This is a genomic window from Paenibacillus sp. FSL K6-2441 (assembly GCF_037964765.1).
GTDB classification, from domain to species: domain Bacteria; phylum Bacillota; class Bacilli; order Paenibacillales; family Paenibacillaceae; genus Fontibacillus; species Fontibacillus phoenicis.
On record NZ_CP150174.1, the window covers coordinates 1,743,530 to 1,767,856 of the forward strand.

24 protein-coding genes, 1 tRNA gene and 1 pseudogene are annotated in these 24,327 nt (G+C 50.7%); 16 read left to right on the forward strand and 10 right to left on the reverse strand.

What is annotated here, in order from left to right; translation table 11 throughout:
• Positions 1-4 precede the first annotated feature (4 nt).
• Positions 5-1,303, reverse strand: coding sequence for an alpha-glucosidase/alpha-galactosidase (locus NSQ80_RS07770; RefSeq protein ID WP_323076288.1), 1,299 nt, complete (start codon positions 1,301-1,303; stop codon positions 5-7).
• A 155-nt stretch (positions 1,304-1,458) separates the two neighbouring features.
• Between NSQ80_RS07770 and NSQ80_RS07775 the strand changes: the two genes are divergently transcribed.
• Positions 1,459-2,328, forward strand: coding sequence for an AraC family transcriptional regulator (locus NSQ80_RS07775; protein ID WP_339301993.1), 870 nt, complete (start codon positions 1,459-1,461; stop codon positions 2,326-2,328).
• Between the two features lie 52 nt (positions 2,329-2,380).
• Here NSQ80_RS07775 and NSQ80_RS07780 read toward each other — a convergent pair whose 3' ends face one another.
• Positions 2,381-3,571 (reverse strand): ROK family protein, encoded by a 1,191-nt coding sequence (locus NSQ80_RS07780; RefSeq protein ID WP_339301994.1) that lies wholly within the window; start codon positions 3,569-3,571, stop codon positions 2,381-2,383.
• Positions 3,572-3,771: 200 nt separating this feature from the next.
• On the opposite strand from NSQ80_RS07780, the gene NSQ80_RS07785 reads away from it, so the two are divergent.
• Positions 3,772-3,856: transfer RNA gene (locus NSQ80_RS07785), tRNA-Leu, on the forward strand.
• Between the two features lie 72 nt (positions 3,857-3,928).
• Here NSQ80_RS07785 and NSQ80_RS07790 read toward each other — a convergent pair.
• Entirely contained in the window at positions 3,929-5,263 is a 1,335-nt protein-coding gene (locus NSQ80_RS07790) for a HAMP domain-containing sensor histidine kinase (RefSeq protein ID WP_339301995.1), read from the reverse strand.
• A gap of 1 nt (position 5,264) precedes the next feature.
• Positions 5,265-5,951 (reverse strand): response regulator transcription factor, encoded by a 687-nt coding sequence (locus NSQ80_RS07795; protein ID WP_339301996.1) that lies wholly within the window; start codon positions 5,949-5,951, stop codon positions 5,265-5,267.
• Between the two features lie 213 nt (positions 5,952-6,164).
• Here NSQ80_RS07795 and NSQ80_RS07800 point away from each other — a divergent pair, with 213 nt between their 5' ends.
• From NSQ80_RS07800 to NSQ80_RS07840, 9 genes are all read left to right on the forward strand, one after another.
• The gene (locus NSQ80_RS07800) at positions 6,165-6,380 is read left to right on the forward strand and encodes a hypothetical protein (RefSeq protein WP_339301997.1); all 216 of its coding nucleotides are present in this window, start codon (positions 6,165-6,167) and stop codon (positions 6,378-6,380) included.
• Between the two features lie 68 nt (positions 6,381-6,448).
• Positions 6,449-7,483, forward strand: a complete 1,035-nt coding sequence (locus NSQ80_RS07805) for a DJ-1/PfpI family protein (RefSeq protein WP_339301998.1) — start codon at positions 6,449-6,451, stop codon at positions 7,481-7,483.
• Between the two features lie 16 nt (positions 7,484-7,499).
• Positions 7,500-8,138, forward strand: a complete 639-nt coding sequence (locus NSQ80_RS07810; protein ID WP_339301999.1) for a DUF2306 domain-containing protein — start codon at positions 7,500-7,502, stop codon at positions 8,136-8,138.
• 1 nt (position 8,139) lies between these two features.
• Positions 8,140-8,910 carry a DJ-1/PfpI family protein gene (locus NSQ80_RS07815; RefSeq protein ID WP_068786880.1) on the forward strand — a complete coding sequence of 257 codons (771 nt, stop codon included), beginning with the start codon at positions 8,140-8,142 and terminating at the stop codon, positions 8,908-8,910.
• 346 nt (positions 8,911-9,256) lie between these two features.
• Positions 9,257-9,571, forward strand: a complete 315-nt coding sequence (gene trxA, locus NSQ80_RS07820; protein WP_339302000.1) for a thioredoxin — start codon at positions 9,257-9,259, stop codon at positions 9,569-9,571.
• 24 nt (positions 9,572-9,595) lie between these two features.
• Complete coding sequence (locus NSQ80_RS07825) at positions 9,596-10,498, forward strand: NAD(P)/FAD-dependent oxidoreductase (RefSeq protein WP_085278353.1); 903 nt, start codon at positions 9,596-9,598, stop codon at positions 10,496-10,498.
• 111 nt (positions 10,499-10,609) lie between these two features.
• Positions 10,610-11,518 carry a class I SAM-dependent methyltransferase gene (locus tag NSQ80_RS07830; protein ID WP_028537997.1) on the forward strand — a complete coding sequence of 303 codons (909 nt, stop codon included), beginning with the start codon at positions 10,610-10,612 and terminating at the stop codon, positions 11,516-11,518.
• A gap of 78 nt (positions 11,519-11,596) precedes the next feature.
• A complete protein-coding gene (locus tag NSQ80_RS07835) occupies positions 11,597-12,982 on the forward strand; it encodes a DHA2 family efflux MFS transporter permease subunit (protein WP_137669811.1) in 1,386 nt (461 codons plus the stop codon).
• A gap of 122 nt (positions 12,983-13,104) precedes the next feature.
• The gene (locus tag NSQ80_RS07840) at positions 13,105-13,506 is read left to right on the forward strand and encodes an RrF2 family transcriptional regulator (protein WP_036623450.1); all 402 of its coding nucleotides are present in this window, start codon (positions 13,105-13,107) and stop codon (positions 13,504-13,506) included.
• 315 nt (positions 13,507-13,821) lie between these two features.
• Here NSQ80_RS07840 and NSQ80_RS07845 read toward each other — a convergent pair whose 3' ends face one another.
• Together NSQ80_RS07845 and NSQ80_RS07850 are read right to left on the reverse strand one after the other, a co-directional pair.
• Complete coding sequence (locus tag NSQ80_RS07845; RefSeq protein WP_339302001.1) at positions 13,822-14,490, reverse strand: NAD(P)-dependent oxidoreductase; 669 nt, start codon at positions 14,488-14,490, stop codon at positions 13,822-13,824.
• 117 nt (positions 14,491-14,607) lie between these two features.
• Complete coding sequence (locus NSQ80_RS07850) at positions 14,608-15,102, reverse strand: hypothetical protein (protein ID WP_036643696.1); 495 nt, start codon at positions 15,100-15,102, stop codon at positions 14,608-14,610.
• Between the two features lie 239 nt (positions 15,103-15,341).
• On the opposite strand from NSQ80_RS07850, the pseudogene NSQ80_RS07855 reads away from it, so the two are divergent.
• From NSQ80_RS07855 to NSQ80_RS07865, 3 genes and pseudogenes are all read left to right on the forward strand, one after another.
• A pseudogene (locus tag NSQ80_RS07855) lies at positions 15,342-15,821 on the forward strand (LysR family transcriptional regulator substrate-binding protein); the annotation flags it as partial.
• A gap of 156 nt (positions 15,822-15,977) precedes the next feature.
• Positions 15,978-16,502 carry a putative ABC transporter permease gene (locus NSQ80_RS07860; RefSeq protein WP_339302002.1) on the forward strand — a complete coding sequence of 175 codons (525 nt, stop codon included), beginning with the start codon at positions 15,978-15,980 and terminating at the stop codon, positions 16,500-16,502.
• Between the two features lie 33 nt (positions 16,503-16,535).
• Positions 16,536-17,459 carry a divergent polysaccharide deacetylase family protein gene (locus NSQ80_RS07865; protein WP_009222851.1) on the forward strand — a complete coding sequence of 308 codons (924 nt, stop codon included), beginning with the start codon at positions 16,536-16,538 and terminating at the stop codon, positions 17,457-17,459.
• On the opposite strand, the gene NSQ80_RS07870 is transcribed toward NSQ80_RS07865, so the two are convergent.
• Positions 17,446-18,147, reverse strand: a complete 702-nt coding sequence (locus NSQ80_RS07870) for an N-acetylmuramoyl-L-alanine amidase (RefSeq protein ID WP_036643698.1) — start codon at positions 18,145-18,147, stop codon at positions 17,446-17,448. The two genes, NSQ80_RS07865 and NSQ80_RS07870, sit on opposite strands and share 14 nt — an antisense overlap.
• 170 nt (positions 18,148-18,317) lie before the next feature.
• Between NSQ80_RS07870 and NSQ80_RS07875 the strand changes: the two genes are divergently transcribed.
• Positions 18,318-18,545: a YqzE family protein gene (locus NSQ80_RS07875; RefSeq protein WP_009222853.1), complete on the forward strand. Its 228-nt coding sequence runs from the start codon at positions 18,318-18,320 to the stop codon at positions 18,543-18,545.
• A 156-nt stretch (positions 18,546-18,701) separates the two neighbouring features.
• On the opposite strand, the gene NSQ80_RS07880 is transcribed toward NSQ80_RS07875, so the two are convergent.
• Positions 18,702-20,198 carry a PLP-dependent aminotransferase family protein gene (locus NSQ80_RS07880; protein WP_339302003.1) on the reverse strand — a complete coding sequence of 499 codons (1,497 nt, stop codon included), beginning with the start codon at positions 20,196-20,198 and terminating at the stop codon, positions 18,702-18,704.
• 133 nt (positions 20,199-20,331) lie between these two features.
• Here NSQ80_RS07880 and NSQ80_RS07885 point away from each other — a divergent pair, with 133 nt between their 5' ends.
• Complete coding sequence (locus NSQ80_RS07885) at positions 20,332-21,288, forward strand: EamA family transporter (protein WP_009222855.1); 957 nt, start codon at positions 20,332-20,334, stop codon at positions 21,286-21,288.
• A 293-nt stretch (positions 21,289-21,581) separates the two neighbouring features.
• On the opposite strand, the gene NSQ80_RS07890 is transcribed toward NSQ80_RS07885, so the two are convergent.
• Positions 21,582-22,781, reverse strand: a complete 1,200-nt coding sequence (locus NSQ80_RS07890; protein ID WP_339299006.1) for an IS4 family transposase — start codon at positions 22,779-22,781, stop codon at positions 21,582-21,584.
• A 334-nt stretch (positions 22,782-23,115) separates the two neighbouring features.
• Positions 23,116-24,189: a hypothetical protein gene (locus NSQ80_RS07895; protein WP_339302004.1), complete on the reverse strand. Its 1,074-nt coding sequence runs from the start codon at positions 24,187-24,189 to the stop codon at positions 23,116-23,118.
• Positions 24,190-24,327: the final 138 nt, after the last annotated feature.

Consider the following 24,327-nt stretch of genomic DNA (forward strand, 5'->3'; position numbering starts at 1 on the left):
GCCATTAATGATAAGTTGGCAGCCAATCCCCATGCGCTTCGATCAAGTCATCACACATCGCGATAATATCGTCGATGGACAGCTCAGCGGACGTGTGGGGATCCAGCATGGCGGCATGGTAGATATGCTCCTTCTTGCGGGTGATCGCCGCCTCGATCGTCAAGAGCTGGGTATTGATGTTCGTCCGGTTTAAGGCAGCGCATTGCGGCGGCAGATTTCCAACATAGGTAGGAGTTACGCCGCTGGCATCCACGAGGCAGGGAACTTCCACGCAGGCTTCGGCCGGGAGGTTCGGAATCAGCCCCGTATTCATGACGTTGCCGCCGATTTTGAACGGGACATTGGTTTCAATGGCTTCCATGATGTACGAAGCATATTCGTGTGTGCGCTCATGCGTCAGTTCCCGGTTGCCGACGAGCTCCTCGCGCATGCGCTCCCAATTCGAGATTTGCTCGACGCAACGGCGCGGGTATTCATCCAGCGGAATTTGAAAACGTTCGATTAGTTCAGGATAGTTCCGTTTGATGAAGTAAGGATGATATTCGGCGTTATGCTCGGATGATTCCGTAACGTAGTATCCAAATTTCAGCATCAATTCGAACCGAACCATATCATGATGCGGCTGTTTTTGCTTCTCTGCCGCAAGGCGTTTGATTTCGGGATAGAGGTCAACGCCGTCCCGGGTAACTTCGAGCAGCCAAGCCATATGGTTGATGCCCGCGATTTTCGCCTGAACACCTGTAGCGTCCAGCCCCAGGCTGCTGAACAATCCTGGCACGCAAACCTGCACGCTGTGGCAGAGACCAACGGTACGGACCTGTCCATACGTATTCATGACGTTGGTTAGCACAGCCATCGGGTTCGTGTAGTTGAGGAATAAGGCGTCCGGGCAAACTTCACGGATATCCGCGGCAAAGTCCAGCATGACAGGAATCGTCCGCAGGTTGCGGAAAATGCCGCCGATCCCCACTGTATCGGCGATCGTTTGGCGCAGCCCGTATTTCTTCGGAATCTCAAAATCCGTAATCGTACACGGATCGTATCCGCCGACCTGGATGGCGTTGATCACGTATTTCGCCCCTCGCAGCGCTTCCTTCCGGTCGGTGTAGGCTTTCACGACGCATGTGCTGCCGCTGCTGTGCTTCAGATTGTTTAGCATGTTCTCCGAATCTTTGAGGCGCTGCAGGTCGATATCGTACAAAGCCAGCTCGAAGCCCTGCAACGCGGGAGTCAACATGCAATCGCCTAACACGTTTTTGGCGAATACCGTACTTCCAGCCCCGATAAATGTAATTTTGGACATGTTAGATCTCCTCCTTTTTCCTCCTCAATATAGCTCTCCACCTGAAAGAAAGGTATGGAGGAATGAAAGGGAAGTATGGAGGAATGTTGTATTTTGGCCTGCCATCCCTTACGCTAGGGAGAGCAGGCCATTATGCTTTCAGGAGGTTGTGGTGATTGATTCCCGAGCACGACTTGTTTGAAGTCCATATGAACCCTGATGACCGGGAGCGGGACATCACGGTCTTGTTTAGCGGACAAGGGCGGCCGCACCCGAACCATCGCATCGGGCCGTCCGTGCATGACTATTTTTTGCTGCATACGGTGTTTGAAGGGAAGGGGACGTATACCTGGGGAGGACAGGAATATTCTTGCCGGACGGGGGATACCTTTGTCATTTTTCCAGAGGGATTGTTCACTTACGAGGCGGATTCCCTAGATCCGTGGCATTACGCATGGGTTGCGTTAAGAGGACCGGGGGTCCTTCGGCAGCTGGCGGATGTCGGCATTACGCCGGATAAACCGGTGGTTAGCTCCGGGGAGCCGGAGGAATTACGGGAGCTTTACGCTCGCCTGCGATCATCGTTCCGCCAAAGCGATCACCCGCATTTGGAAAGCCTCGAGGCGGCAGGCTGGGTGACGCTGCTGCTTCATCATTTTGGGGTTGCGAACCGGGAACACCTGCCTCGTTCCGCTGCGAAGGAGCCGGCAATGATCGACCGGCAGGTGGAGCAGGCGATCCGTTGGTTCCAGCTGCAATATCCGCAGCAAATCGGCATTGAAGAGCTGGCGCGCAATTTAGGGTACCATCGGGCCCATCTGTTCAGCGCCTTCAAGGCCCGGACAGGACTGTCGCCGAAGCAGTATTTAACGAAGGTACGGATCGAAAAAGCGAAGGAGCTGCTCGCCGGCCCGTTAACCATCGACCAAATCGCTTCCTCTGTTGGTTTTAACGATGCCTTGTACTTCTCGCGGCAGTTTAAGAAATCCACGGGTATGTCCCCTAGTGAATATCGCAGCGGGAACGGGAGGGGAGATAAGAGGTAGCCGCTTAAAAAACACCAAAGACGTTGTGCATACAACGCCTTTGGGGGATATTCTATTCGCCTGACCAGCGCTGCAACACCATCAAGGCGGCTCCTGTGGCCACGGCGGATTCGGTCAGCTGCCCTTGGGTGAACAGCGGATTATACTCGGGATAATGGTAAGCATTTTGCTTGGCGACCTCCACCGCGGTATCAAAGACAAGCGGGTGTGCGCTGATCAAAGGGCCGCCCAAGACCACGTATTCAGGATGCAACGCATTAATCAGATTGGCCAGTCCGGTGCCGAGGCAGACGGCCGTTTCCTGAAACTGTTCTGTGACCAGCGGATCATCCTGCGATAAGGCGTCCACCAGCGAAGCGAAGTTGATCTGCTCCGGGGCCAGGCCGGACAATACGCTGCTGCGGCCAGCCTTCAGTTCAGCACGAACTCGGTCCTCCAGCGCAGGCACGGATACAAAAGCCTCCAACGCGCCGGAGTTGCCTTGATTACGGAGCTTGGGCCCGTTCATCTGAATGATCATTTGCCCAATGGCTCCCTCGGTATCGGCGGCACCTCGAAGAATCCGGCCTTCCGACATGGCGGCGGAGCGGATATTCACGCCAACATGCACGTAAAGGGCATGACGGATCGTATCCGAGCGCAGCGCCCAGTGTTCACCGATCAGCGCGGTGTTGGCGCCGTTGTCAAGCTGAGCAGGGATGTCCAGCCTCTCTTCAAGCATGGCACAGATCGGGACATGGCTCCAGTAAGGTGCGGGGAACCACTCCGGTTCGAGGATGATGCCGTTTTGGTGATCCAGCGGGCCCACCGCCCCGATGCCGAGACCCAGAACGTCGGCGGATGTGATGCCGTGCTCTTGAAGAAACGTCTTGGCGGTGTCGGCAACAAGGTCAGACAGCACCTCCGGCGTCATGTGTTCGTCCATTTTCCAGCGGGCCCGCGACAACGGGGTCAAATGCATGTCATACAATCCGAGGACCGAGTAAATTCGGGAAATCTCCAGCCCCAAGATATACCGATACTTCGGATTGGTCTGGAACAGGATCGGCTTGCGGCCGCCGGTCGAGTTCCCCAGCCCGGAGATGACGAGCAGCCCCCGGGAGGTCATCTCCTCCAGGAACCGCGTCATGCTGCTGGGGGTGAGCGGAAATTCGTTCATTAAATCGGCTTTGGAGACGGTGCCGAGAAATGAAATTCGATCATAAATCTGCTTCTTAATTGAAGGATTGGAATGAGTCAACATCGATAAAGGTCTCCATTTCCAAGTTCATACAGCAGGATATTTTCAGGTATCAAGTATAAAGTATAAAGGGAGTTGGAGTGTAATACCAGTCCTTCTCAACCTTGTTCTGCACGTTAGATTAAGTATTTTCCTGTTGACTCTCTGAAAAAGAAATGATAATATATTTTTTGTTGCTGCAAATGATTGCATCAACTATTTATGCGGTCGTGGCGGAATTGGCAGACGCGCACGGTTCAGGTCCGTGTGGGCTAACCCCCCGTGGAGGTTCGAGTCCTCTCGACCGCATCATTTCATCAATGACAGGCTCCTGATCTGCTGTTTCTAGCAGAGCAGGAGCCTTTTTGATTACTCAATATCTTAATCAGGCGTAGCTACAGGTATCCAACCAGTTAGCAGCGCTCCGCCTTCCGAATGGTTACCTGCGGAGAGCTCACCTCCGTGAAGCCTTACAATTCTTTGTGAAATGGTCAACCCTAATCCGCTACCTCCAGTTGAACGATTTCTAGATGCTTCACCACGATATAGAGGTTCAAAAACTCGATGTAGTTCTTCCGAGGAGAAGCCCGGGCCTGTATCACGTATCATAAACTTTATTTTGTTACCTTCTTTATAACATTGAACAACAATTTCACCATACGAGGGTGTGTGTCTGACGGCATTATCCAACAAATTGTTCATCGCTCGTTCCAATAAATGCACATCACCGTTAATGAAGCAGTCGTCTGCAGCATGGGTCGAGATCGAGAGGTTCTTTTGGTGAGCTAGCGGACTTAAACTTTCAACCGATTTCAGGATGATGAATTTAAAATCAATCTTCTGATTATGAAGATCCATCTGCACATGCTCCATCTTTGTAAATGTGAAAAGGTCCTCTACCAACCGGTCCAATTGCGCCGATTTTTCCTTACAAACGGCCAAATATTTGGTTATTTTATCCGGGGATTGGGCAATGCCTTGTTCCAAACCATCCAAGTAACCTCGTAAAGCGAACAACGGGGTACGCAAATCATGAGCGACAGCTGTAATGACGAATCGGCGTTCTTCTTCCAATTCCGCTTGTTTTTGAAAAGCTTTTTGCATCCCTATCACCATCACTTCGAATGCATCGCGTACCTCAGAGATTTCGGTGATATAGGATCTAGGCAACTCTACGTCCCAATCTCCTGCAGCGATTTTTCTAGCTGCAAAGCTCATCTTTTCGAGAGGCTTTAGAAGAAACCTTCGCATTTCAACACCGACAATAAAAAAAGCTAACAATAGCCCGGTAAATATCGAAATGAACTTAGCCGCATTTGACTTCGGAAGATAAATAATGACCTTTCCAAGCAAATGCCCGTCCTCTATAATGGAGAACCGTTCGGTAGAAGGCAATACGCCATGGCTCTGCGGATTAGAACGGTAAATTTCTTGATCTGATGCAGATAGAATAGTCGCTTCCATTTTCGCTTGTTGCAACTCATGATTCAATTGGTTTTGCCAATTCGGATCCCTCCATTTGTTCGAATTGGTTTCGATCAGCTTTACGATCTTCTCGATCCATTGTCCTTGCAGAATCTCGGCTTGAGCTCTGTTTTTTGCGAAGCTGAGCGTTTTTGTCTCTATGAAGTGTGTTGTCACATAAAAGATCCACGGCACTAACATTAAGAAGAAGAAAAGCAGTATAGTAAACGAACGAATACGAAGTGTTCTCATCTTAACCTCCCTCGAAGCGATACCCTATTCCCCATACGTTGACTAGGTATTGAGGATGGTTCGGATCGGATTCAATTTTCTCGCGAAGTCGACCGATGTGCACCCGAATCGTATGCCTGTCACCTACCCCATTCCAAAATTTCGAAAGTATCTGTTCATATGAAAAAACATGCCTGGGGTGTTCGGCAAATAATCGCAATAATTCATATTCCCTCGGGGTGAGCACTACACTCTTCCCATCCACGAATACTTCTCTTGTGGATAGATTTAGCTTGATGCGGCCAAAATCCAAGATTCTCTCACTCATTTGCAGTTGGGAAACAGAACGTCGTAGTACAGCTTTTATCCTGGCTACAATTTCACCAGGTGAAGCGGTTTTGACAATATAATCATCGCCGCCGAGCGTCAGGCCGCGAATCTTGTCCACATCGTCGCTGCGTGCGCTCAAGAAAAGGATCGGAACGTTACTCTTCTCCCGAATCCGACGGCATAACTCAAACCCGTTTTGACCCGGCATCATGATGTCAAGAACAATACAATGAATGGAATTCTGCTCAAACAATGTCCAAGCTTGAACAGAATCGCAAGCGGTTATAACGCGAAAATTTTCATACTCTAAAAAGTCGCTCAATAGTTCGACAATGCTTTGATCATCGTCTACAACCAGTATGGTACTGATTTCACTCATGAATATCCCACCTTTGAAAACTAGTTTATCATTTTTCCCCATGAAACTAACAGAACCACCTAATTTGTGATGATTTGTTTATTGTTTTGTGACCTTTATACAACTTCATTTGAGATACTCGTTTGTTACGATACTTCTTGCCGAGTCGGACAGCAAATATCGCGAGTTAGGGCCCGTTCTACGCAAAAACGGATGAAGGAGGTTGACATAAACTTGGAATACGGAAGTTTCTCATTTTTTCCATTCGGTGCTCTATTTTGTCTTACGCTTTTTTCTTTTGTCGCAATTCGAATTTATCTGATTCGTCATCGCTACAGAGATTCCAATCCAAAAGACCGTGACATCGCATTGATTCTAAAAGGTCGGATGGCGAGTGGTGAAATCGACGAGAAGGAATATCACAGGCTGAAGGATCTTCTGATAAAATAATTTTTCCCTGATACGATCCGCAGGTTCGAGGATCAATCTATTGACTTTGAATATGAGGAGGTTTATGGATGTTAACGGTTCAAGTCGTGCTTTTTGATGGCTTTGACCTTCTGGATGCCATTGCGCCTTACGAGGTTTTTTGTGCCGCGGCAATGTATGCTGAAAACGCGTTAAGCGTAGAATTCGTTACCGCTGAAGGGCCGAGATCCGTCACCAGCGGCATCAACGGGTTAAAAATTGAAGCGAGCGGCAGACTGAACCCGGAACGTACGGGCATCATTCTCGTACCTGGTGCGTCGGGTGACGTCGAAGGAGATGGGCCGAATTCGCCCCCAGCCATTCTGTCTCGGGCATTGAATACGGAATTGGCTGGATTGATTGAGCGAGCACTCGGGCAAAAAGACATCGTCGTTGCCACGGTTTGCGGCGGTTCCCTGTTACTGGCCATGGGAGGGCTCTTGGAGGGCAGACCGGCGGTAACGCATCATCTGGGCATGAATGTACTTGGAGCAACCGGAGCCATTCCCGTCCCGGCACGCGTAGTGGATAGCGGCAATCTGGTTACTAGCGGCGGCGTTACTTCGGGACTCGATGTAGCGCTGTATCTGGTGGAACGCGAGCTTGGACCGCGTATCGCGCACGCGGTAGAGCAGCTGTTCGAATATGAACGGAGAGGAACGGTCTGGCGGGAAGAAGGAAGGGCGCCTAGCTCTCACAAGGCAGAGACCGACGAAGAAACGAACATCGCGACGAACAATACGGGGATGATTTATGATACCTCGGAAATCAAATTACCCGGAGAATCTGAGTTCGACGGGGATTGGGATACGACAATTGCTACGCCTGTTGGGAAACTGGAGGTCAAGCTCTCCATTTCCATAAGGAATGGGTTGATCCAAGGCCAGGCCACACAAGGGGATGAGACGGTCGAGTTTATAAACCCCTTACTTCAGGACAATAAGCTTACCTGGTCGCTGCGCGTCACGAAACCTATGCGGTTAAATCTAAAATTCGAAGTTATCGTGCGTGGAGATGACATGATTGGATTCGCCAGGGCCGGCATACTGCCTGCATCCAAATTAACAGGCAAGCGTGTTACCTAATGAGGGGATGGATCGCATGAAGGAATGGAAAATATCATACGGACTTTTGGCCTGCATCAGTATTCTATTTATCCTTTACGCTTTGGTGGCCAATTTTATTATCGATCCTGGAGCCAAGGCGTTTTTAAGCCATAAAATCGGCCTGAAGCGCGAACTAAATCTTCCAGTCTGGATCAACGTTATGCACGTTCATGTTGCGTTTGCCTGCATCGCCATGGCGACGGGGTTGCTGAACTTCTCCAACCGCGTCTTTGAAAAAAGCCGCAAGCTCCACCGTATAAACGGCTACGTTTATTTAGTATCCGTCCTTCTTGTCGTGATTACTTCCGGATATATGGCTCCTTATGCTACTGGAGGAAAAATAAGCAGTATGGGGTTCAATGCTCTTAATATAATATGGCTGTTTATCACCATTATGGCGCTTGTACAAATCAAAAAGAAACGTATCATTCGGCACCGGAACTGGATGATCCGAAGTTACGCCTTTTGTTTTACGAACATGACAATTCATCTCATCACCTCCCTTTTTTATCAGGGATTTGGTCTCATTTACGCTACCAGCTATACAATTGGCGTTTACGGCTCTATTGTGCTGCTGTTGATCATTCCTAACATCATTATCAGAAATATCAATCGATCCAGAAAGGCAGTGTAGGATGAAAAAAATTATAGGAGTACTCATGTCGTTTGTACTAGTTCTATGTCTAGTTACCTCTACAGCAAGTGCGAATTCAAAAGAAAATAATGATCCATTCAAAGACAAAAGGATGCATGTTCAAATCGTCTTGTTCGATGGTTTCGATCTGCTGGACGCATTAGCACCATACGAAGTATTCGCTGCTGCGGGAATGTACTCAAAAGGAGCAGTTACTGTGGAATTGGTTTCCGCAGAAGGCAAGCGTTCTGTCCCGAGCGGTCTGAACGGGCCCGCTCTCGAAGCGCAAGCTGCATTAGACCCAAAGCGTCCGGGAATCATTTTGGTGCCTGGGGCTTCGGGCAAGCCAGCGGGAAATTCGGAAGATGCCATTCCAAATATATTAAAGAAGGCCATGAAGACAGGCTTGTCGGAAAAATTGAAACAAGCTTTTAACAATGAGGATGTTATTGTAGCTACAGTATGCGGTGGTACACTACTGCCTGCGATGGGAGGTTTGTTGAAAGATAGACATGCGGTTACCAATCAAATAGGCATGGAAGCGTTAGGATCTCTCGGTGCAATTCCGATTGAAGCAAGAGTCGTTGAAGATGGTCCTCGCTTCGTAAGCGGGGGAGGCGTGACTTCGGGTCTTGATGTGGCCTTGTATTTGGTTGATCGTGAGTTAGGTCCCCAAATCGCAAATGCTGTAGAAAAGTTATTCGAGTACGAGAAAAGAGGCACGGTGTGGCGAGCGGAAGGCATTGCGCCGATCAATTTTAACGAAAACTAATACCGATCCGATAAGAGCAACAGCGGCAGACTAGGATGCAAAAGACCCTAGCCTGTCCGCTGTTGTTGGCTCGATCACAGGCCAAAAGAATGCAACTGGCCTTGGTTTGGCTAAATTTTCATGAGACTGACTTGCATCTTATCCAAAACAAAGTTATCATAGATACATAAAGTCTTTAATTTGAAATGGAGGAGTGCTATGAAAATTCACAAGCAACTGATTATGCGTTTGAGGTGATGTTCTATTTTTTAGTGGCAACAACGCCGGACAAGATTACAAGACCCATCTTATGACAAATTAAAGATATTATATATCCATAGTATATTTAATTGAAAGGAAGATCACGATGGCTATTCAACATGCGAAAGATTCTACTTTTAAAGAGATGGTGCAAACGGAAGGTATAACAGTAGTGAATTTTTGGGCTGCTTGGTGCGGTCCATGCAGAATGTTTGCACCTGTATTAGAGGAGTTTGAAAAGGAAGCAAATGATTCCATTAAAGTCGTTAAAGTTAATGTAGACGAAAATCCGGTAATCTCTTCACAATTTCAGATTATGAGCATACCGACAACCATTATATTCAAAGATGGACAGCCTCTATATAAAGAAATAGGCATATTGTCGAAAGGTGAACTGCAGCAGCTTGTTGCCTCCAAATAAATCAACAAAAAAGGGGAGATTCTTTTGACTTATGATTGTGCTATTATCGGCGGAGGCCCGGCAGGACTCAATGCGGCTCTGGTACTTGGACGAGCCAGACGCAGTGTTGCGTTATTTGATAACAGCCAGCCCCGAAATGCGGTTACACATGCTTCTCATGGATTTATAACAAGAGACGGTGTGACACCAGCTGAGTTTAGGCGTATTGCATATGAGGAGGTTCTGGGGTATCCCTCCGTTGAACTTTTACCTTGGGAGGTAACCAAGATTCACCGGAATGATCACAGGTTCGTCGTCGTGACGTCAACCGGAAAACAGATTGAAGCACGCAAATTACTGATCACCACGGGACTTAGGGAGATTTTCCCGGATATTCCAGGTTTACGTGATTGTTATGGAACAAGTTTGTTCAGTTGTCCCTACTGCGATGGTTGGGAGCTTCGAGATCAGCCGCTAATTGTTGTTTCCGAGAACTCTGGAGTGTTTCATATGGCCAAGCTGCTCTATACCTGGAGTAAAGATCTTGTGATTTGTACAAATGGGCATGCGGTTCTGGACAACGATCAAAAACAATTGTTGAAATCCAGAAACATCGAAGTGGTTGAACAAGCAGTAACGATGTTTATCGGTCATGAGGGGAAATTGCGGCAGGTGGAATTTGCGGATGGCACGCGAATCGAGAGAACGGGAGGATTCATTACACCGGAATGGAAACCGAAGGCGTCTTTTCAGGGTTCGCTTGGTTACGAGGTAAATGAGTTTGGCGGTATCGCCACAAATGAGTGGGGCAAAAGCTCGGTTCCAGGTGTGTATGCCGCCGGGGATGCAGCTTACGTAATGCCTTCCCAGTTGATTTTTGCTGCAGCAGGCGGAAGCAAAGCGGCGATTGGCATCAACATGGAGCTGACAGAAGAAGATTTCGTTTAGCTCTAAGTGGACATGTCCTTCTCTTGGGGAAAAAGTTTCTTAGAGAGAAGGACTTTTTTCAAAAGTCATAAGTGTAATGGCTACATATAACAGAAAGGGATGAAGAGGATGATGACGAACGATTTTTTTAATGATGCCGTTTGGGAAGCAGCTTGGAAGAATGATCCAGATACAGCGGTTAGCAAAATGAAAAAAGCTGGAATTGATCCAGCACATACTTTTGACCATAGGGCAAAGTCATTTAACGAGCAGGCGTTTAGCGAAGAAGGCAGGCGAAGAACAAAACGGATTATGAATTGGCTGGAAAGTCAGGGTGTGACATTTAAAGATATCTCCATATTAGACATTGGAGCGGCCTCAGGCGGATTTACAGTGCCATTTGCGGAGAGAGGGGCTAGTGTTACTTCTGTGGAGCCTAGTCTTCCATTAGTTGAGCTATTGAAAAGTAATATAACGGGATTAAAGAACGGGAATGTAGAGATTGTGGCTGAGCCTTTTGAAGACATTGATATTCAAGCAAAGGGGTGGGAAAAAGCCTTTGATTTCGTATTTGTCTCCATGTGCCCGGTTATTGTCGATTGGGACAGTGTGGAGAAAGTGCTGAGCTGCGCACGACAGTATTGCTATATCAGCCTGTCTGTCGGCTCCAGGGAGCACAGTCTGGTAAAAGAGATTTGGCCTTTGGTCACTGATCAGCCCATGAAAACGGAACATTTGGAAATGGCTTATTTGCTCCATTTACTGTATCTCAAAGGGTATTCCTATCAGTCGCTCGTAACCCGGGAAATGAAATCTACAGAAGTATCTAGAGACACGGCGCTCCAGGAGGTTATGGAATGGCTGAGAATTTTCGGTTTGACTGCGGACGACCAGAATAGGAAAATCATAGCCAATTATTTGGAACGGACCTATCCGACGGATAAGGTTGTCATCCAGCAGGGTGGGCGTTTTGGCAAGGTGCTTATTCAATTGAAGGATCAGAGCATGTACACCGGTGTCCAAGAATTTCCCCATAAGTAATTTCTTTAACTGTATAATGGATAAAAAATATCTGTAATATCTATAAACTGGAGTGTCCGTAGTAAATTGAGGAACGTTATGAAAAGAAAACCTGTAATCATTGTCGCATCTCTAATCGTCGCGAATTTTTTGGCACAACTCATGCAAACCATGCTGAACACGGCTTTGCCACAAATGATGCTTGACCTTGGAATCCAGGTTAATCGGGCGCAATGGCTGATCACCGTCTATCTTCTGGTTTCTGGAATTGTCATCCCTGTGACGGGATTCCTGATCGGAAAATACTCGACGAGAACCCTGTTTTTCGCATCCGCTGGGGCCTTTACGACAGGGACGCTAATTGCCGGCTTCTCCGTCGACTTCACATTGATCCTATGCGGACGAATTATTCAGGGGATTGGCGCCGGATTGCTGGTACCGGTGTTCCTGAATACGATTATCCTAGTGTTCCCAAAGGAAAAACTCGGGGCAGCGATGGGGCTGGCCAGTCTCATTGTGGGACTCGCCCCTGCACTGGGGCCGACGATTTCCGGCTTCGTGATTCAAAATCATTCTTGGAGAATCTTATTCTATGGGGTGGCGCCCATAGCGATCGCGAACCTGTTTGTCGCATATTATTGCTTGGAAAACGTTTGGGATACGCATAAAGCGAAATTGGACTGGAGATCTATTCTCTATTCGAGTTTGGGCTTCGGTTGTCTGTTGTATGGATTTAGCATCCTTAGCGATCAGGGAAAAGGGATTCAGCTTGCGCTGACCTTCCTTATCGTGGGATTCGCAGTGTCGTTTCTGTTTGTGAAGCGCCAATTCAAACTGGCCGTCCCTTTGCTTGATTTCAACGTATTTCGTTACCCGAGATTTACTTATGCATCGATTATAGGCGTAGTCCTGTTCATTGTGATGGCCGGGGTGGAACTGCTGCTCCCGATATATGCACAAAATGTCAGGGGACTACTGCCTAGAGAATCGGGGCTAATGTTGCTCCCAGGTGCATTGCTGATGGGGGTGTCCGGAGTGGTTTCGGGTAAAATCTACGACCGTTATGGCGGTCGCTATTTGATTCGGATTGGCTTCTTCGGGATAGCCGCCGTAACGGCCCTATTAACGATAGCGCTATCGATTCACGCTCCGTATGGTCTGTTGGTAGGGTTATATGCGTTGCTTATGACCGGGGTCGGTTTTATGATGACCCCAATTACTGCTTTTGCCATGGCAAGCTTGCCGAATTCGATGATGAATTACGCTTCGCCGATGACCACGGCCATACGTACATTGGGCATGTCAATGGGCGGGGCTCTGCTCATCACCTTGGTGACAATTACCGCAGATTACAGCTCATTATCTTTTCCGATCAATATGCATCAAGGAATTCAAGCCGCATTTTGGTCACTAGCCCTCGTTGCAGCGAGTGGTTTTCTTCTTACCTTCTTTGTTCCATATGGTAAAGGTTCAGTGGAATCGTAGGTCTTGGAGTGTTGCCAGTTACAACGAATAAAGGAGTAATAAGGGAGGCGATATTTGACATAAGCCAATATAAAAAGTTATTATGGGCACATAAAGTCCATAATTGAGGTGAACATCACGTTATGAAATTTTCTAAAGCGACAAACTATGCTCTTCATACTATGCTCTTTCTTGCCGCATTCCCGCCGAACAAACTTATCGGCGTACAGCAATTGGCGGAGAGACAAGAGGTTTCTCCAACGTATTTATCCAAAATCCTTACCAAGCTGGTCAAGGCAGGAATGATTGAATCGACTTCAGGAGCCAATGGTGGATATCGCTTAAAACGGAATTGGGAAGAAATCTCGTTTCTCGACGTGATTCATGCCATTGAAGGCTCCGCCTCCTTATTCGACTGCGAAATGAATCATGGATCAGAGTGTTTAGTTCAGAAGGTGATGGTATCGGCTGAAGAGAAGATGGAGGACTTTTTAAAAAACCAAAAATTATCTGAGATTGCTAAGAAAATGACGGTAGTTCTTTGATAAACAACATTAGATTGATACCATTTTACAAGAACAGCCTCGCATACTCGTTTTTTGGAGCGGTTGCGAGGCTGTTTTTTTTCATTCGTTCGTGCGAAGAAATCCTAGTAGATTGTCCAGTACTTTATAGGATAACCGTCCCCTTGCTTCCCGGGTTGAAACCCGATACTTTCGCGGTATAGATGATTTGGGGGTAGCGGTGAAGCTCAGCTTTGAACTCCCCGGCACCGTCCGCGTCAAAAATCGCATAGTTTCCGCTCGCTTGGACCCATTCCCGAAAGGCAGCGGCATCAAATGGTGCACCCAGAGAGGTATTCACCAAAATTTTACCATGCCCCAAAGCGGCGAATCTTCGGGCCCAAGGAGCTGGGTGTTTCTAGGCAAATGCATGGAGATGATTTCTGAGGTTTGCAGCAGATCGTGAAGCGGAGCATATGCATACCCTGCCTGCTCGCAATCCGGTTTGCGGCTCCGGCTGAAATATTGGACTTGCATGCCGAAGGCGGAAGCCCGATGCGCTAAAATTTTGCCGGTCGCGCCCATCCCGATGATCCCCAGCTTGCGCTGCTGCAGCTCAATCGGTTCACTTTGCCATTGGTGCGGGCCCAAGCCTTTGAGCAAACGGATGAGCTCGCTCAAAGTGAATTCGGCAACCCCTTCATCGCCGTAATCCCGGACGCCACGAACCTCGATGCCGCGGGCCCTTGCCGCAGGGATATCGACGTTGGCCGACCGCTCATCATACAGGCTGCAGCACATTCCGATATATCGAATCGCAGGGCTCTTTGCGATCACCTCATCATCGATTCTCGTTCTCCAGGATACCAAGACACAATCCGCTCCTTGGATCCTTTCCATTAACTCGTCTTTGCTTTGCGGATCGTGGTCAAACCGAAGGATGGGCTGTTTCGAGTGCTTTTGCAATTCCTCGAAGGCCCAGGCTTCGAGCCCAACGTTGTCCGCGCATACAATTTGGTTAAACATGATTTCTACTAAAACCTCCCTGATCCAGCAGCTTACGCACGTCACATGCTTGTTTTCTACTATATCACGAAGTGACGGTTTCTCGCTGAACCCTCCAGTAGAAACGCCATAAGGACCTTATTCCGGGAGGGTTTCCAGCAGTAGTTCAGCCAGTCGGCACCCCTTGGAAAGCAGGTCGGTTGCATCAAACGGGGAGGGGCCAATCGGCGGAAACCAGTCTTCTTGCTCCGCAAGCGTTCGCGGGTTTGGAACGCCATCCGGTTTGGCGGCGTCAGCTGGATCCCAAGGAACAGACCCCGCTTCCTCGACGAGGGGCCATACTTGCGAATCCCCGCTCATCGAGATGTATCTTACCATCGCCGCCGCTTCTGTCATGTGACGCAACAGACCGGCTGCCTCCTCGCTGAAACCGGAAACGACAAGCAAACGCAAGGCAAGCAGCGAGTTATGAAACCGGGTTAATCCCTGCAAGTAGGCATACGCCTTTACGTTCTGCGGCACCGGCAGCTCCAGCAGCGCCTCCTCCAACCGATCGGCTGATTGGTCCAAGAGCTGGAGCCATGCGGCGTGGCGCTGTTCCATTTCAGCGATCGTCTCCTCGTAACCATACATCGGTTCTTCACCTCGATTGTTCCGATTCATTATCTGAAGATACTTTAATCGATGAAATGCATTTCAGGTCAACCCTTTATTGGCGGAAAAAAGAGAAGGGTGAAGTGAACGATGGAGGCGGCTAAATAAGTGCGGAAAAAGGGTTGTTCCGTCAAGCTGCTGCGAAAGGGCTTATTCCTTCCAAGGCGAATGATGGATGCAGTCGCAGAAGTTAGTCCGTTTAAAGTGAATTTTACCCGCGGCATCCCCGCTTGCACCTCAAACTGCTGGGGGTCGAAGACGTCGTCGAATACTTGGTATCGGGGGAGGCGGACTTTGCCGTGACGATCCTGCAGGAGGAAGACGAACGGTTTGCGGTCATTCCTCTCTATCAAGAGCCGGTGGTGATGTTTCCCGAGACGCATCGCTGCCGCCAACTGGTTGATGCGGCTTGTGCAATCAAGGGGTTTACGCTGCACCCCCACATCGAAACAACCACCATCGATTCCTTGCTGCAGCTAGTCCGTTCCGGCGCAGGCGTAACGATCCTGTCCAAGACGCTGTTGGAAATGTACGATTTGGAAAAATTATGCCTCCTTCCGCTGCGGAATCCTTCTTTGACCCGGAAGGTAGGGATCGTGTACCTGAAGGATAAATACCTTGGTGCGGCGGCACGGGAATTTATTACGCTAATTCAAGAACGGGTCCAGACGTTGAAGAAGATCCAGGTGCAGGGCTGATGGGAAGAGAGCCGACCCCTGGGGAGAGAAGTCTGATTTAAGGCTTCACTCTCCGGGGGGCTTTTTTTATAGGTTGGATCAAGCTCAGGTAAGGGCGGCGTAGCGCATGTTTCCGGACAGGGACAGTCATACTAGCAGAAAGGAGGCTGGTGTGGATTGACGGCGGGAGAAATCGCTTTTTACTTTCTGCTGTATGCGTTATTTGGCTGGCTGCTCGAAAATGTGTACAACCTTTTTACGCAAGGCGAGTTCTGGAAGGAAGGTTTTATGAAAGGACCGTTTAAGCCGATGTACGGCGTTGCCCCAGTTCTGTTGCTGTGGCTTGTCCAGGTGGGTGGAGGACACCGGCTACTGCTTACCGGATTGCTGTGCTTAATCATCCCCACCGTAGTGGAAGGAGTTAGCGGCTGCTTGCTGCTGATGTTGTTTGGTCGGAGATGGTGGGATTATTCGGGGTTGTGCTTCCAGCTTGGCGGCCATATTTGTCTGAAGTTTTCGTTGTATTGGGGCGTTCTGTCGGTATTCACGCTGAAAGTGGTGCACCCGCTGGCGGAACAGGCCTATCGAAGCGTTTCTCCTGTTTGGCCGGTGGTTGGTCCGGCGCTGCTATTGTTATTTGCCATTGATCTGGCGTGGACCTGTCTTACGCGGCGAAGAGAATATCGCGGGAGCTTGATCTAGCCCATCGTTGCTTAAGAGAAAGGAGGAAGCCTCATGTCCTATTTCAAAAAACTGGTTCGACGGATCCCAATACTGGCTGCCGGTGGTCTTGCCGCGCTGTTGCTAACGGCCTCGATTAGCGGACAAGCCGCGCCGACAGCAAATAATTTAGCAGAGAACCCGGGCACGGAATCAAGTGAACTGAAGTCAGAAACACAAGATCATAAGGCCGCCCTCAAACCGCGATCCGCTTCCCACAAGGTGGCGGTGATTATCGACGATTTAGGGAACGGGATGGCCGGTACAGAGGAAATCCTCAACCTGCCGATCAAATTAACCGTGGCGGTCATGCCATTCCTGGAAACGACGCAGGAGGATGCCCGGCGGGCGCATGAGTACGGGCACGACGTGATCATTCATATGCCGATGGAGCCCAAGCAAGGGAAGGCGGAATGGTTGGGACCTGGGGCGATCCTCTCCAGCATGACAGACGAGGAGATCCGGCAAAGGGTTGAAGCCGCGATTGACCAAGTTCCCTATGCCATCGGGATGAACAATCATATGGGCTCGAAGGTGACTGAGGACGAGCGGGTGATGTCGGTGATTTTGGAGGTATGCCGCGAGCGGGGGTTATTTTTCATTGACAGCAAAACGAACTCTCGGTCCGTTGTTCCCCGCTTAAGCGAGAAGATGGGGCTGCCCCGGCTGGAAAACGATATTTTTCTGGACGATGTAGGCAGCGAAGCGCATGTTACGAAACAACTGCGGCAGGTCCTGAACATCCTAAATAAAGGTAAGCGCAATAGCTGCGTAACGATCGGGCATGTAGGGGTACAGGGTAAGAAAACCGCGGCCGCCTTGCAAAAGAACATCCCAATTTTACAGGCTGTAGGTGTCCAATTCATCGGGACGAGTGAGCTGGTCTGGGAACAAATTAGTCCTAGCCTTCAGCTGGGACCGGGGTTTACATTACCGTAAAGTATTCGGCGATGCCGCGATACAATGCTTCGGCAATCTTCTGTTGACCGCGTCTGTTCGTGAGGATAGCGCGGTCTTCCTCGTTGCTGAGGAAGCCCATCTCTACAATTACAGCCGGACAATCGATATGGTTCAATAAATAAAACGGCTTGCCAAGCTCCGGGGTTCGGGAAACGTCCAGCTGGTAAAACCGCTCCAGCGACCGTTGAATCGAAGCGGCCAGTATGGCGCTGCGTCCTTCATTCTGATGGAGCACAAGCGGTCCGCGTTTGGCCGGATTCCGTCCCCAGTTGACATGCAGGCTGACGACGATCGAAGCGGGCAACTGTTCGCTAAGTTCCTTGCGCTGCGCCAAATCCCGCAGGTGCCGCGAGCGGCTTGGAAGCCAGCGGTTGTCGTCGCTTAAGGCGTAATCACCAGTCCGGTTGAGAATCGCGCGGTAGCCGTGGCTTCGGAGGACGACGTAAAGCCGACGCCCGATTTCGAGATTGATGTCCTTTTCGAGATATTGTTTATAAGACGTGCCGCCGTCGATTCCGCCGTGGCCGGCATCGATCAGAATCACCGGCTCGGGGAAGGCATGCCTGAGGTCGTTGCCTTCATCCGCCGCGGCCGGAGCGATGCCGCTTCCCAAGGCAATGGAGACCGTCAACGTTAGCGTTAACAGGCATCGTATCATTTTTCCCATTTGTCTCACCTTTCAGGAGATACTTCCTCTATAGAGTGAACCTGCGGCGGGCAAATCATGCATTCCGCGGCTGCGGTCATACGTCTGGGGATTTGCGGGTTTAAGGTGGAGGGAATCGGCGCAAACTAGGGCTAACGAAGAACGACAATGCGAGAAAGGAGCTTATCTCCATGGCCAAAGGTGACGAATTGGTCAAATATATCACCGAACGGGTAGTAGATTACGTGGAAACCCCGCGGGAAATCCGCCGCGAGCGGTCGAAGGCGAAGGAACCGTGGAGCCGGCGCTGGTTCGGCATGATCCCGTCCTCCATCTCCCTGTGGGCCGGGCAGCTTCCCAAGCCAAAGAAGAAAGAAGCCCAGAGAAAAGAACAGGCTTCTCACTCACGGAAAGTTTGAGTAAGCCGAAGCTGAACCCGGTTATTGATGACAGCCGCCTTCTGTCCCGAAAGGGAGATGGCGGCTGTTTTTAGATGCGCTTGGGAGCCGGGGATATTCTTTCTTTGTCATTGCCATCGTCATCTTCGCCTTCGTGCCCATTTGCCCTGCACCAACTCATCCCCCTCGCGCCAACTCATCCGCTAACTGGACCAACAGGTGAACGCCTTCACGAATTTGTGCCTCATTCTTAAACGAAAAGCTGAGTCGGATCCGGTCATCCATTTCCCCCAAGGGATCACAAATCGTTCCGGGGACGAACGTCAACCCGCGGCGGACGCCCTCGGTGAGCAGTTGATTGGAGCTTAAGCCTTCAGGAAGGCGGACCCACAAGTTTAATCCGCCTTGCGGACGGTACCACTGCCATCCGGTGCCGGCGGCAAGCGCTTGCTCCATCACGTCCCGGCGAATCTGCAGCGCCGTCCGAAGCTTCTCCAGGTGCTGCTGGAGCCGCTCGGACTCGAAGCAGTGCTGGAACAGCTTCTGGTTGACCAGCGGCGTGCCGTTGTCGGCCAGCGATTTGGCCGTCAGCAGCGGGGCCATTACCGCCGCGCGAGCGGCAACGGCGCATATACGCAGCCCCGGCGCCAGGTATTTGCTGAAGGTGCGCAGGTATACAACCCAGCCTTCCGTATCGTAGGAATAGAGCGGTGGGGGAGGCGGCGCATCGAAATAAACGTCATGAACCGCGTCATCCTCGACGATCAGGCAGCCGTAGCGCTCGGCCAGCTCCACCAGCCGCTTGCGTTGGCTGGCCGGCACGATAAATCCCGTCGGATTATGAAATGTAGGATTCATATAAAACATCCGGGGTTTATGGCGCTTCATATAACCCTCAACAAGGTCGAGGTCATATCCGTCCCGATGAATCTCCACAGGGAGGAGACGCGCGCCCCGCTGACGGAAGCAATCGAGCGCCGAGCTGTAGGTTGGGCGTTCCACCAACACATAATCCATCGGACGAAGAAAAACGCCAGCCAGCAGGTCGATCGCTTGCTGGCCGCCGGTCGTGATCAGCAGCTCGTCGCAGGAGACTTGAAGCTTATCTTTTCGCTGCATATCCGCACAGAGCAGTTCCCGCAGCTCCTCGTCCCCCTGGACGGAGGAATAGGTGCCCAGCAGCTTAGGATAACGGTCGAACACCTGCTTCACGTGGTCTGACAGGAACAGATTCGGCAGCAGGTTCGGGTCGATGAGTGCTTGGGAGAAAGAGTAGACCGCTGGGATCTGGTGAATCTCGCTTAAGGTATTCTGCAGATGACCGGTCCCGTGCCGAGCTAGAGCGTTAAACGTTGTTCCGCCTGCTCCGCCGGTGGTCAGGTTGGAACGGGTGTTGCTCGCATCCTCGGGTTCGGCGGGATCAGTATACGGTCGGCCTCCGGACACGTAATAACCGGATTTTTCCTTGACGTAAATGTATCCTTGCTCCTTCAGCAGCCCGTAGGCCCGGAAGACGGTTAACCGGTGAAGCTGCAGCTCGCCCGCTAACTCACGCACGGAGGGCAGCTTATCGTGCGCCTTCCAATCCCCCCGATGAATCCGGTCCAGGATATACTTATACACTTGCGTATACCGAATCCTCCCAGGCTCTGCCGGCTTTGGCCTTATGTTCATCGCCATCTCTCCTTCGCTTTGTGGCGTGAGTCTATTTTATACATAAAAACCAAGTATCTGTTCTATGATGAGTCATCTGTTCTGTCCTCTTTCCTGTATGATACATTTCAACAGCTGAAAGGGGAAGATTTCCATGATTGTGGTCAACTATTTGATCGTATGTCTCGTATTTGGCACGACGTTTTTAGCGATAAAAATCGGGGTAGATCATGCGGCGCCTCCGTTTTTCTCCGCGGGGATCCGCTTCTTCGCGGCCGGGGCGATTCTGTTTCTGTGGATGGTTTGGAGAAAAAAAGCGGAGTGGACCCTGCTGCTGCGCAAGGAAATGCTGGTGACGGGAGCTTTGCTGACCTTCGGGACGTTTGCGTTACTTTATTGGGCGGAGCAATACGTCACGTCCGGCGTCGCTGCGGTATTATCGGCTACAGGGCCGCTGATGATCCTGCTGCTGCAGATGATGGTGCTGCGGCAAAAAGCGACGGGACGCGCCGTCCTGGGCATCATGATCGGTTTGGCCGGGGTCATGCTGCTGGTGCTGCCCAACATGGTGTCGGTACAGGCCGGACCCCGCTGGGTAATCGGTTGCGCGGCGATTTTGACCGGGGAAGTAATGTATTCGATCGGCGCTCTGTATACCAAACGAGTCACTGAGAATTTTGCAGCGGTGTCGCCGATTGCGCTGAACGCCGCACAAATGATTTACGGCGGCTTGCTGCTGTTCCTCCTGTCGGGCTTCACCGAGCGGGTGACGGCGGGGGACCTGCTAGAGCCGACTGCCTTAGGCTCGCTGTTATATTTAACCGTGGTGGGTTCGATGGTGGGGCACAGCTTGTTTTACTGGCTGGTGGCCAAGACCAACCCGGTGTTTCCGTCAACTTGGCTGTACGTATCGCCGCTGATTGCGATGACGATTGGCGTATTGTTTTACGGAGAAACGGCCGGATGGTTTGCGGTGTTGGGCGGGGTCGCGATTATCGCCGGCACGGTGTTGACCAATCTGGACAGCTTGCGCCAGCTGCTCAGCCGACCGGCACGATTGACGGCGCAGGCCGCCGCAGAGGGAGGTACGGGTTCGGCGGCGGGTTCATAGGGTCCGCCGGAGGTATTTGCCCGGAGAAAGCTGCAAAAGTGCAGTTTTTTTCGGGGAAATCCTGATTTTTCAGCGAAAGCCTGCAAAACTGCAGTTATTTTTCGCGAATTGGGGCAAATGGCACTAGCGTTGCATTAAGACTTCTTTCTGCTTTGATTCAGACAAATACAGAACAACGATATAGTATATACAAACCGGATTAGTATATATTTTACAGACGCACTTTGCTTAAATTTGAAAAAGTTTAGAGGGGATTAGACCCGCACGTTACCCATTTTTTAAAATTTAAGTATTTAGTTCAATACTTCTACAATGATTCGTGGCTTCATCGATTTGTTCGCCTGCTTGGGGGGCCGACCGTTTCGCTTCGTTCGTCCTTTTGAGCTCCGTGTGGGCTTTTTGAATAAGGCTTCATGCAGCCTAGTCCATGACCGATCGGCATAGAGTCGAATCAATCGAAGTAACTGCCAAACGGTTTGCTTGCACTCTAGCTTCAGGCGTAGCAACAGGCACAGAGCATAGGATATCAACGCGATATACATCTGGTTCCAGATGGCTTCTGCGGTGTACCCATGAGGCTTCACTAAACGGAGGTGTTGCTTAATCCATTTAAAGAATAGCTCGATTTGCCAACGATGCCGATATACATCTGCAATTTGGTGCACGGACAAATCCATGCGACTTGTCACAAGGCGATATAAACGACCTTGCTGATCCTGAAACTCAATGAGTCGCAACTTCATTTGCTGCCCTGGCAGAGTTACATCCGCATCCCGAATGAAATCTCCCCGCTTGGGAAGAGCCCGTTCCTTGAGGATCGTCAATCGGGTATTATCCTTAACCCGAGCCACAAACTTCATCCCTTGGTCCACCCAGGCTTGAAAATGCTTGTGCACCTGATAGCCTCGGTCCATCACATAGGTCACTTCTTTATCGACCGTAAAGTTTGGGGCAACTTCGTGGTCTGCGACATCTTTGGTTGAGGCGATGATTTTATCTGGAACCATCGTCTTCGCGTCGACGACTAGAAGTGAAGTGTGCATTTTCACGCCGTGATTGGATGCAGAGCAGTAAGCCCATTTGGAAAGAATCGCTGGCAAGGTGATTTGAGTAGAATCCATGATCGCGAGCTTTCCGATCTTAGTCGTGATTCCTGGCTTACTCTCCGTTAGTTGTTGGATTTGTCTCGTTACTTGCATGAAAAGCAGGTGAAGGTTCTCTAGGGGAAGCTTCTTCATTTTCCGCGAGAGTTGGGATGGGCTTATGCTTTCAAGTCCACCAAGTATCGCTTGAAAATCTTCATTGGCTTCAAGATGCTCGGACATTTCAGCATAAGACTCTCGTTGCTGTAACTGGGCTTCAATGAACAGCAGTAGGGAAGAACCGACAAAAAGCTTGCGAGCACGATAATCCAAAACGCTATCTCGGGAAGAATTAATATTTAACATTTGTAGACATTGACATATGACACTTAAATTTGTACTGTTATCCATAGAAATCTCCTTTTGTTGAGAGGTTGATGGATAACCTTTGGATCAACTCAACATTAGGGGATTTCTTTATTTTTGTACATGAAAACCAGCCTATAATTTGCAAATTTAGTAAATTGTTGATTTGAAATATCGTTTGAAAAGTTAATGCAACGCTAGTGGGCAAATGGAGGATTTGGGGGCAAAAAGCCTGCACTTTTGCAGTTATTTTAGATAAAACGGCGATTCCGTCTCAAAAAACTGTATTTTTGCAGGAATCGCCTGAAAGGGTATGCGTGATTAAGCCAAAAAGAGCACTGCCAGCTAAGGGCAGTGCTCTTCTCTATAGGTTCAGCAGCTAGAAAGTGACGAATTTACCGCTGGCCATCAAGGCATCCAGCGCGATCAGCCGGAGGGTGGTGTCGGTGCCGGTGACAACGTAGACGGCCTCGGTTTCGGCCCCGGCTTCTGCCGATGCTGCGGTTGGTGCCTCGGACAAGCTGTCGCTCTTCCAAATTTGATAGCCGTAGACCGGCAAAGGAAAGGAATAAGTGCGTTCGGCTCCGGAAGCCGCATAGACGAGCTTCTGGCTCGCTGTTAATTTACCGGTGAAGGCGTCGGGCTTCAGCGTCAAAGGCTTGGCCGTCATCCATCGCAGATTGTCGTAAGGATCGAAGCGGGATGACGTATAGACCATAGGGGCGGGCGATAGGGAATCGCGGCTGCCGGCGGCCAGCCGCGGCGGCGCATAGCCGCCCGCCTGCTTGTCCCAGCTGCCCGTCGTTTCGGGCAGCCATTCGCCGTCGGCGGCATTGACGTAGCCGGGTTCACCGCTCTCCGGCAGGTGAACCCTCCACGCGGCCAATGCCGGGCCGGCGTAGAGCGGGACGGCGGTCACGCGTCCCGCAGCGGCTGCGCCGAGGCCGCTCTGCCGCAGCGCGGCCTCGAGCAGCGCTGGGTCGAATACGGAATAAGCGCCCATTCCGTATTCGACCAGCTTGTAATCTCCGCTCTCCGTCGCGGAGATGATGAGATAGCCGCGCGGCGCAGGCGCACCGCCGCCGCCGGCTAAGGTGACGAGCCAGCTGTGCGTGCCCGGTCCCAGCGGCTCGATGGTGGCGGCGGCGCTGGCCCAGGCTGTAAACGGCTCGGCCTGGGCCAGCTTGTCGATGGCCTCGGCGGCAAAGCGCCGCAGCGCCTCAGGCGCTGGCGCATCCGCCGTGGCCCGGGGCGCCGCCAGCGCAGCCGGCCCGGTCCACGCGCCGGCTGCGCTGCCTACGCCTTCGGCGGCCGCCGTACTCAGGCCGCCGGGGCCGCCCGCCAGCGGCAAACCTGCGCTGGCTGCGCTATATAAGATGCTGGCGCATAAGAGAATTTTGCAAGTGATCGATCGTTTTTTCAGGTTGGTTCGGAGATAACGCGGTTGTCGCATGACATCGCCTCCCTGGCAATTCGTATGGTACCTTGGCCTGTTGATTTCGATTGCTTGTCCATTGTACCGAAGCCGGTCCAAAAAGGATGTTGCAACCTGTCGCGCGGTTTGGCCGCCATCGGCTTCTATTTTTGCGGT

What these genes read in the sequence shown, in the direction of transcription:
- NSQ80_RS07865 (WP_009222851.1), top strand. Translation starts at nt 16,536, where the DNA reads ATGTCCTATTTCAAAAAACTGGTTCGACGGATCCCAATACTGGCTGCC.
- NSQ80_RS07890 (WP_339299006.1), bottom strand. Translation starts at nt 22,781, where the DNA reads ATGGATAACAGTACAAATTTAAGTGTCATATGTCAATGTCTACAAATG.
- NSQ80_RS07835 (WP_137669811.1), top strand. Translation starts at nt 11,597, where the DNA reads ATGAAAAGAAAACCTGTAATCATTGTCGCATCTCTAATCGTCGCGAAT.
- NSQ80_RS07830 (WP_028537997.1), top strand. Translation starts at nt 10,610, where the DNA reads ATGACGAACGATTTTTTTAATGATGCCGTTTGGGAAGCAGCTTGGAAG.
- NSQ80_RS07805 (WP_339301998.1), top strand. Translation starts at nt 6,449, where the DNA reads ATGTTAACGGTTCAAGTCGTGCTTTTTGATGGCTTTGACCTTCTGGAT.
- NSQ80_RS07840 (WP_036623450.1), top strand. Translation starts at nt 13,105, where the DNA reads ATGAAATTTTCTAAAGCGACAAACTATGCTCTTCATACTATGCTCTTT.
- NSQ80_RS07845 (WP_339302001.1), bottom strand. Translation starts at nt 14,490, where the DNA reads ATGTTTAACCAAATTGTATGCGCGGACAACGTTGGGCTCGAAGCCTGG.
- NSQ80_RS07810 (WP_339301999.1), top strand. Translation starts at nt 7,500, where the DNA reads ATGAAGGAATGGAAAATATCATACGGACTTTTGGCCTGCATCAGTATT.
- NSQ80_RS07815 (WP_068786880.1), top strand. Translation starts at nt 8,140, where the DNA reads ATGAAAAAAATTATAGGAGTACTCATGTCGTTTGTACTAGTTCTATGT.
- trxA (WP_339302000.1), top strand. Translation starts at nt 9,257, where the DNA reads ATGGCTATTCAACATGCGAAAGATTCTACTTTTAAAGAGATGGTGCAA.
- NSQ80_RS07790 (WP_339301995.1), bottom strand. Translation starts at nt 5,263, where the DNA reads ATGAGAACACTTCGTATTCGTTCGTTTACTATACTGCTTTTCTTCTTC.
- NSQ80_RS07895 (WP_339302004.1), bottom strand. Translation starts at nt 24,189, where the DNA reads ATGCGACAACCGCGTTATCTCCGAACCAACCTGAAAAAACGATCGATC.
- NSQ80_RS07875 (WP_009222853.1), top strand. Translation starts at nt 18,318, where the DNA reads ATGGCCAAAGGTGACGAATTGGTCAAATATATCACCGAACGGGTAGTA.
- NSQ80_RS07885 (WP_009222855.1), top strand. Translation starts at nt 20,332, where the DNA reads ATGATTGTGGTCAACTATTTGATCGTATGTCTCGTATTTGGCACGACG.
- NSQ80_RS07780 (WP_339301994.1), bottom strand. Translation starts at nt 3,571, where the DNA reads ATGTTGACTCATTCCAATCCTTCAATTAAGAAGCAGATTTATGATCGA.
- NSQ80_RS07880 (WP_339302003.1), bottom strand. Translation starts at nt 20,198, where the DNA reads ATGAACATAAGGCCAAAGCCGGCAGAGCCTGGGAGGATTCGGTATACG.
- NSQ80_RS07850 (WP_036643696.1), bottom strand. Translation starts at nt 15,102, where the DNA reads ATGTATGGTTACGAGGAGACGATCGCTGAAATGGAACAGCGCCACGCC.
- NSQ80_RS07870 (WP_036643698.1), bottom strand. Translation starts at nt 18,147, where the DNA reads ATGGGAAAAATGATACGATGCCTGTTAACGCTAACGTTGACGGTCTCC.
- NSQ80_RS07795 (WP_339301996.1), bottom strand. Translation starts at nt 5,951, where the DNA reads ATGAGTGAAATCAGTACCATACTGGTTGTAGACGATGATCAAAGCATT.
- NSQ80_RS07770 (WP_323076288.1), bottom strand. Translation starts at nt 1,303, where the DNA reads ATGTCCAAAATTACATTTATCGGGGCTGGAAGTACGGTATTCGCCAAA.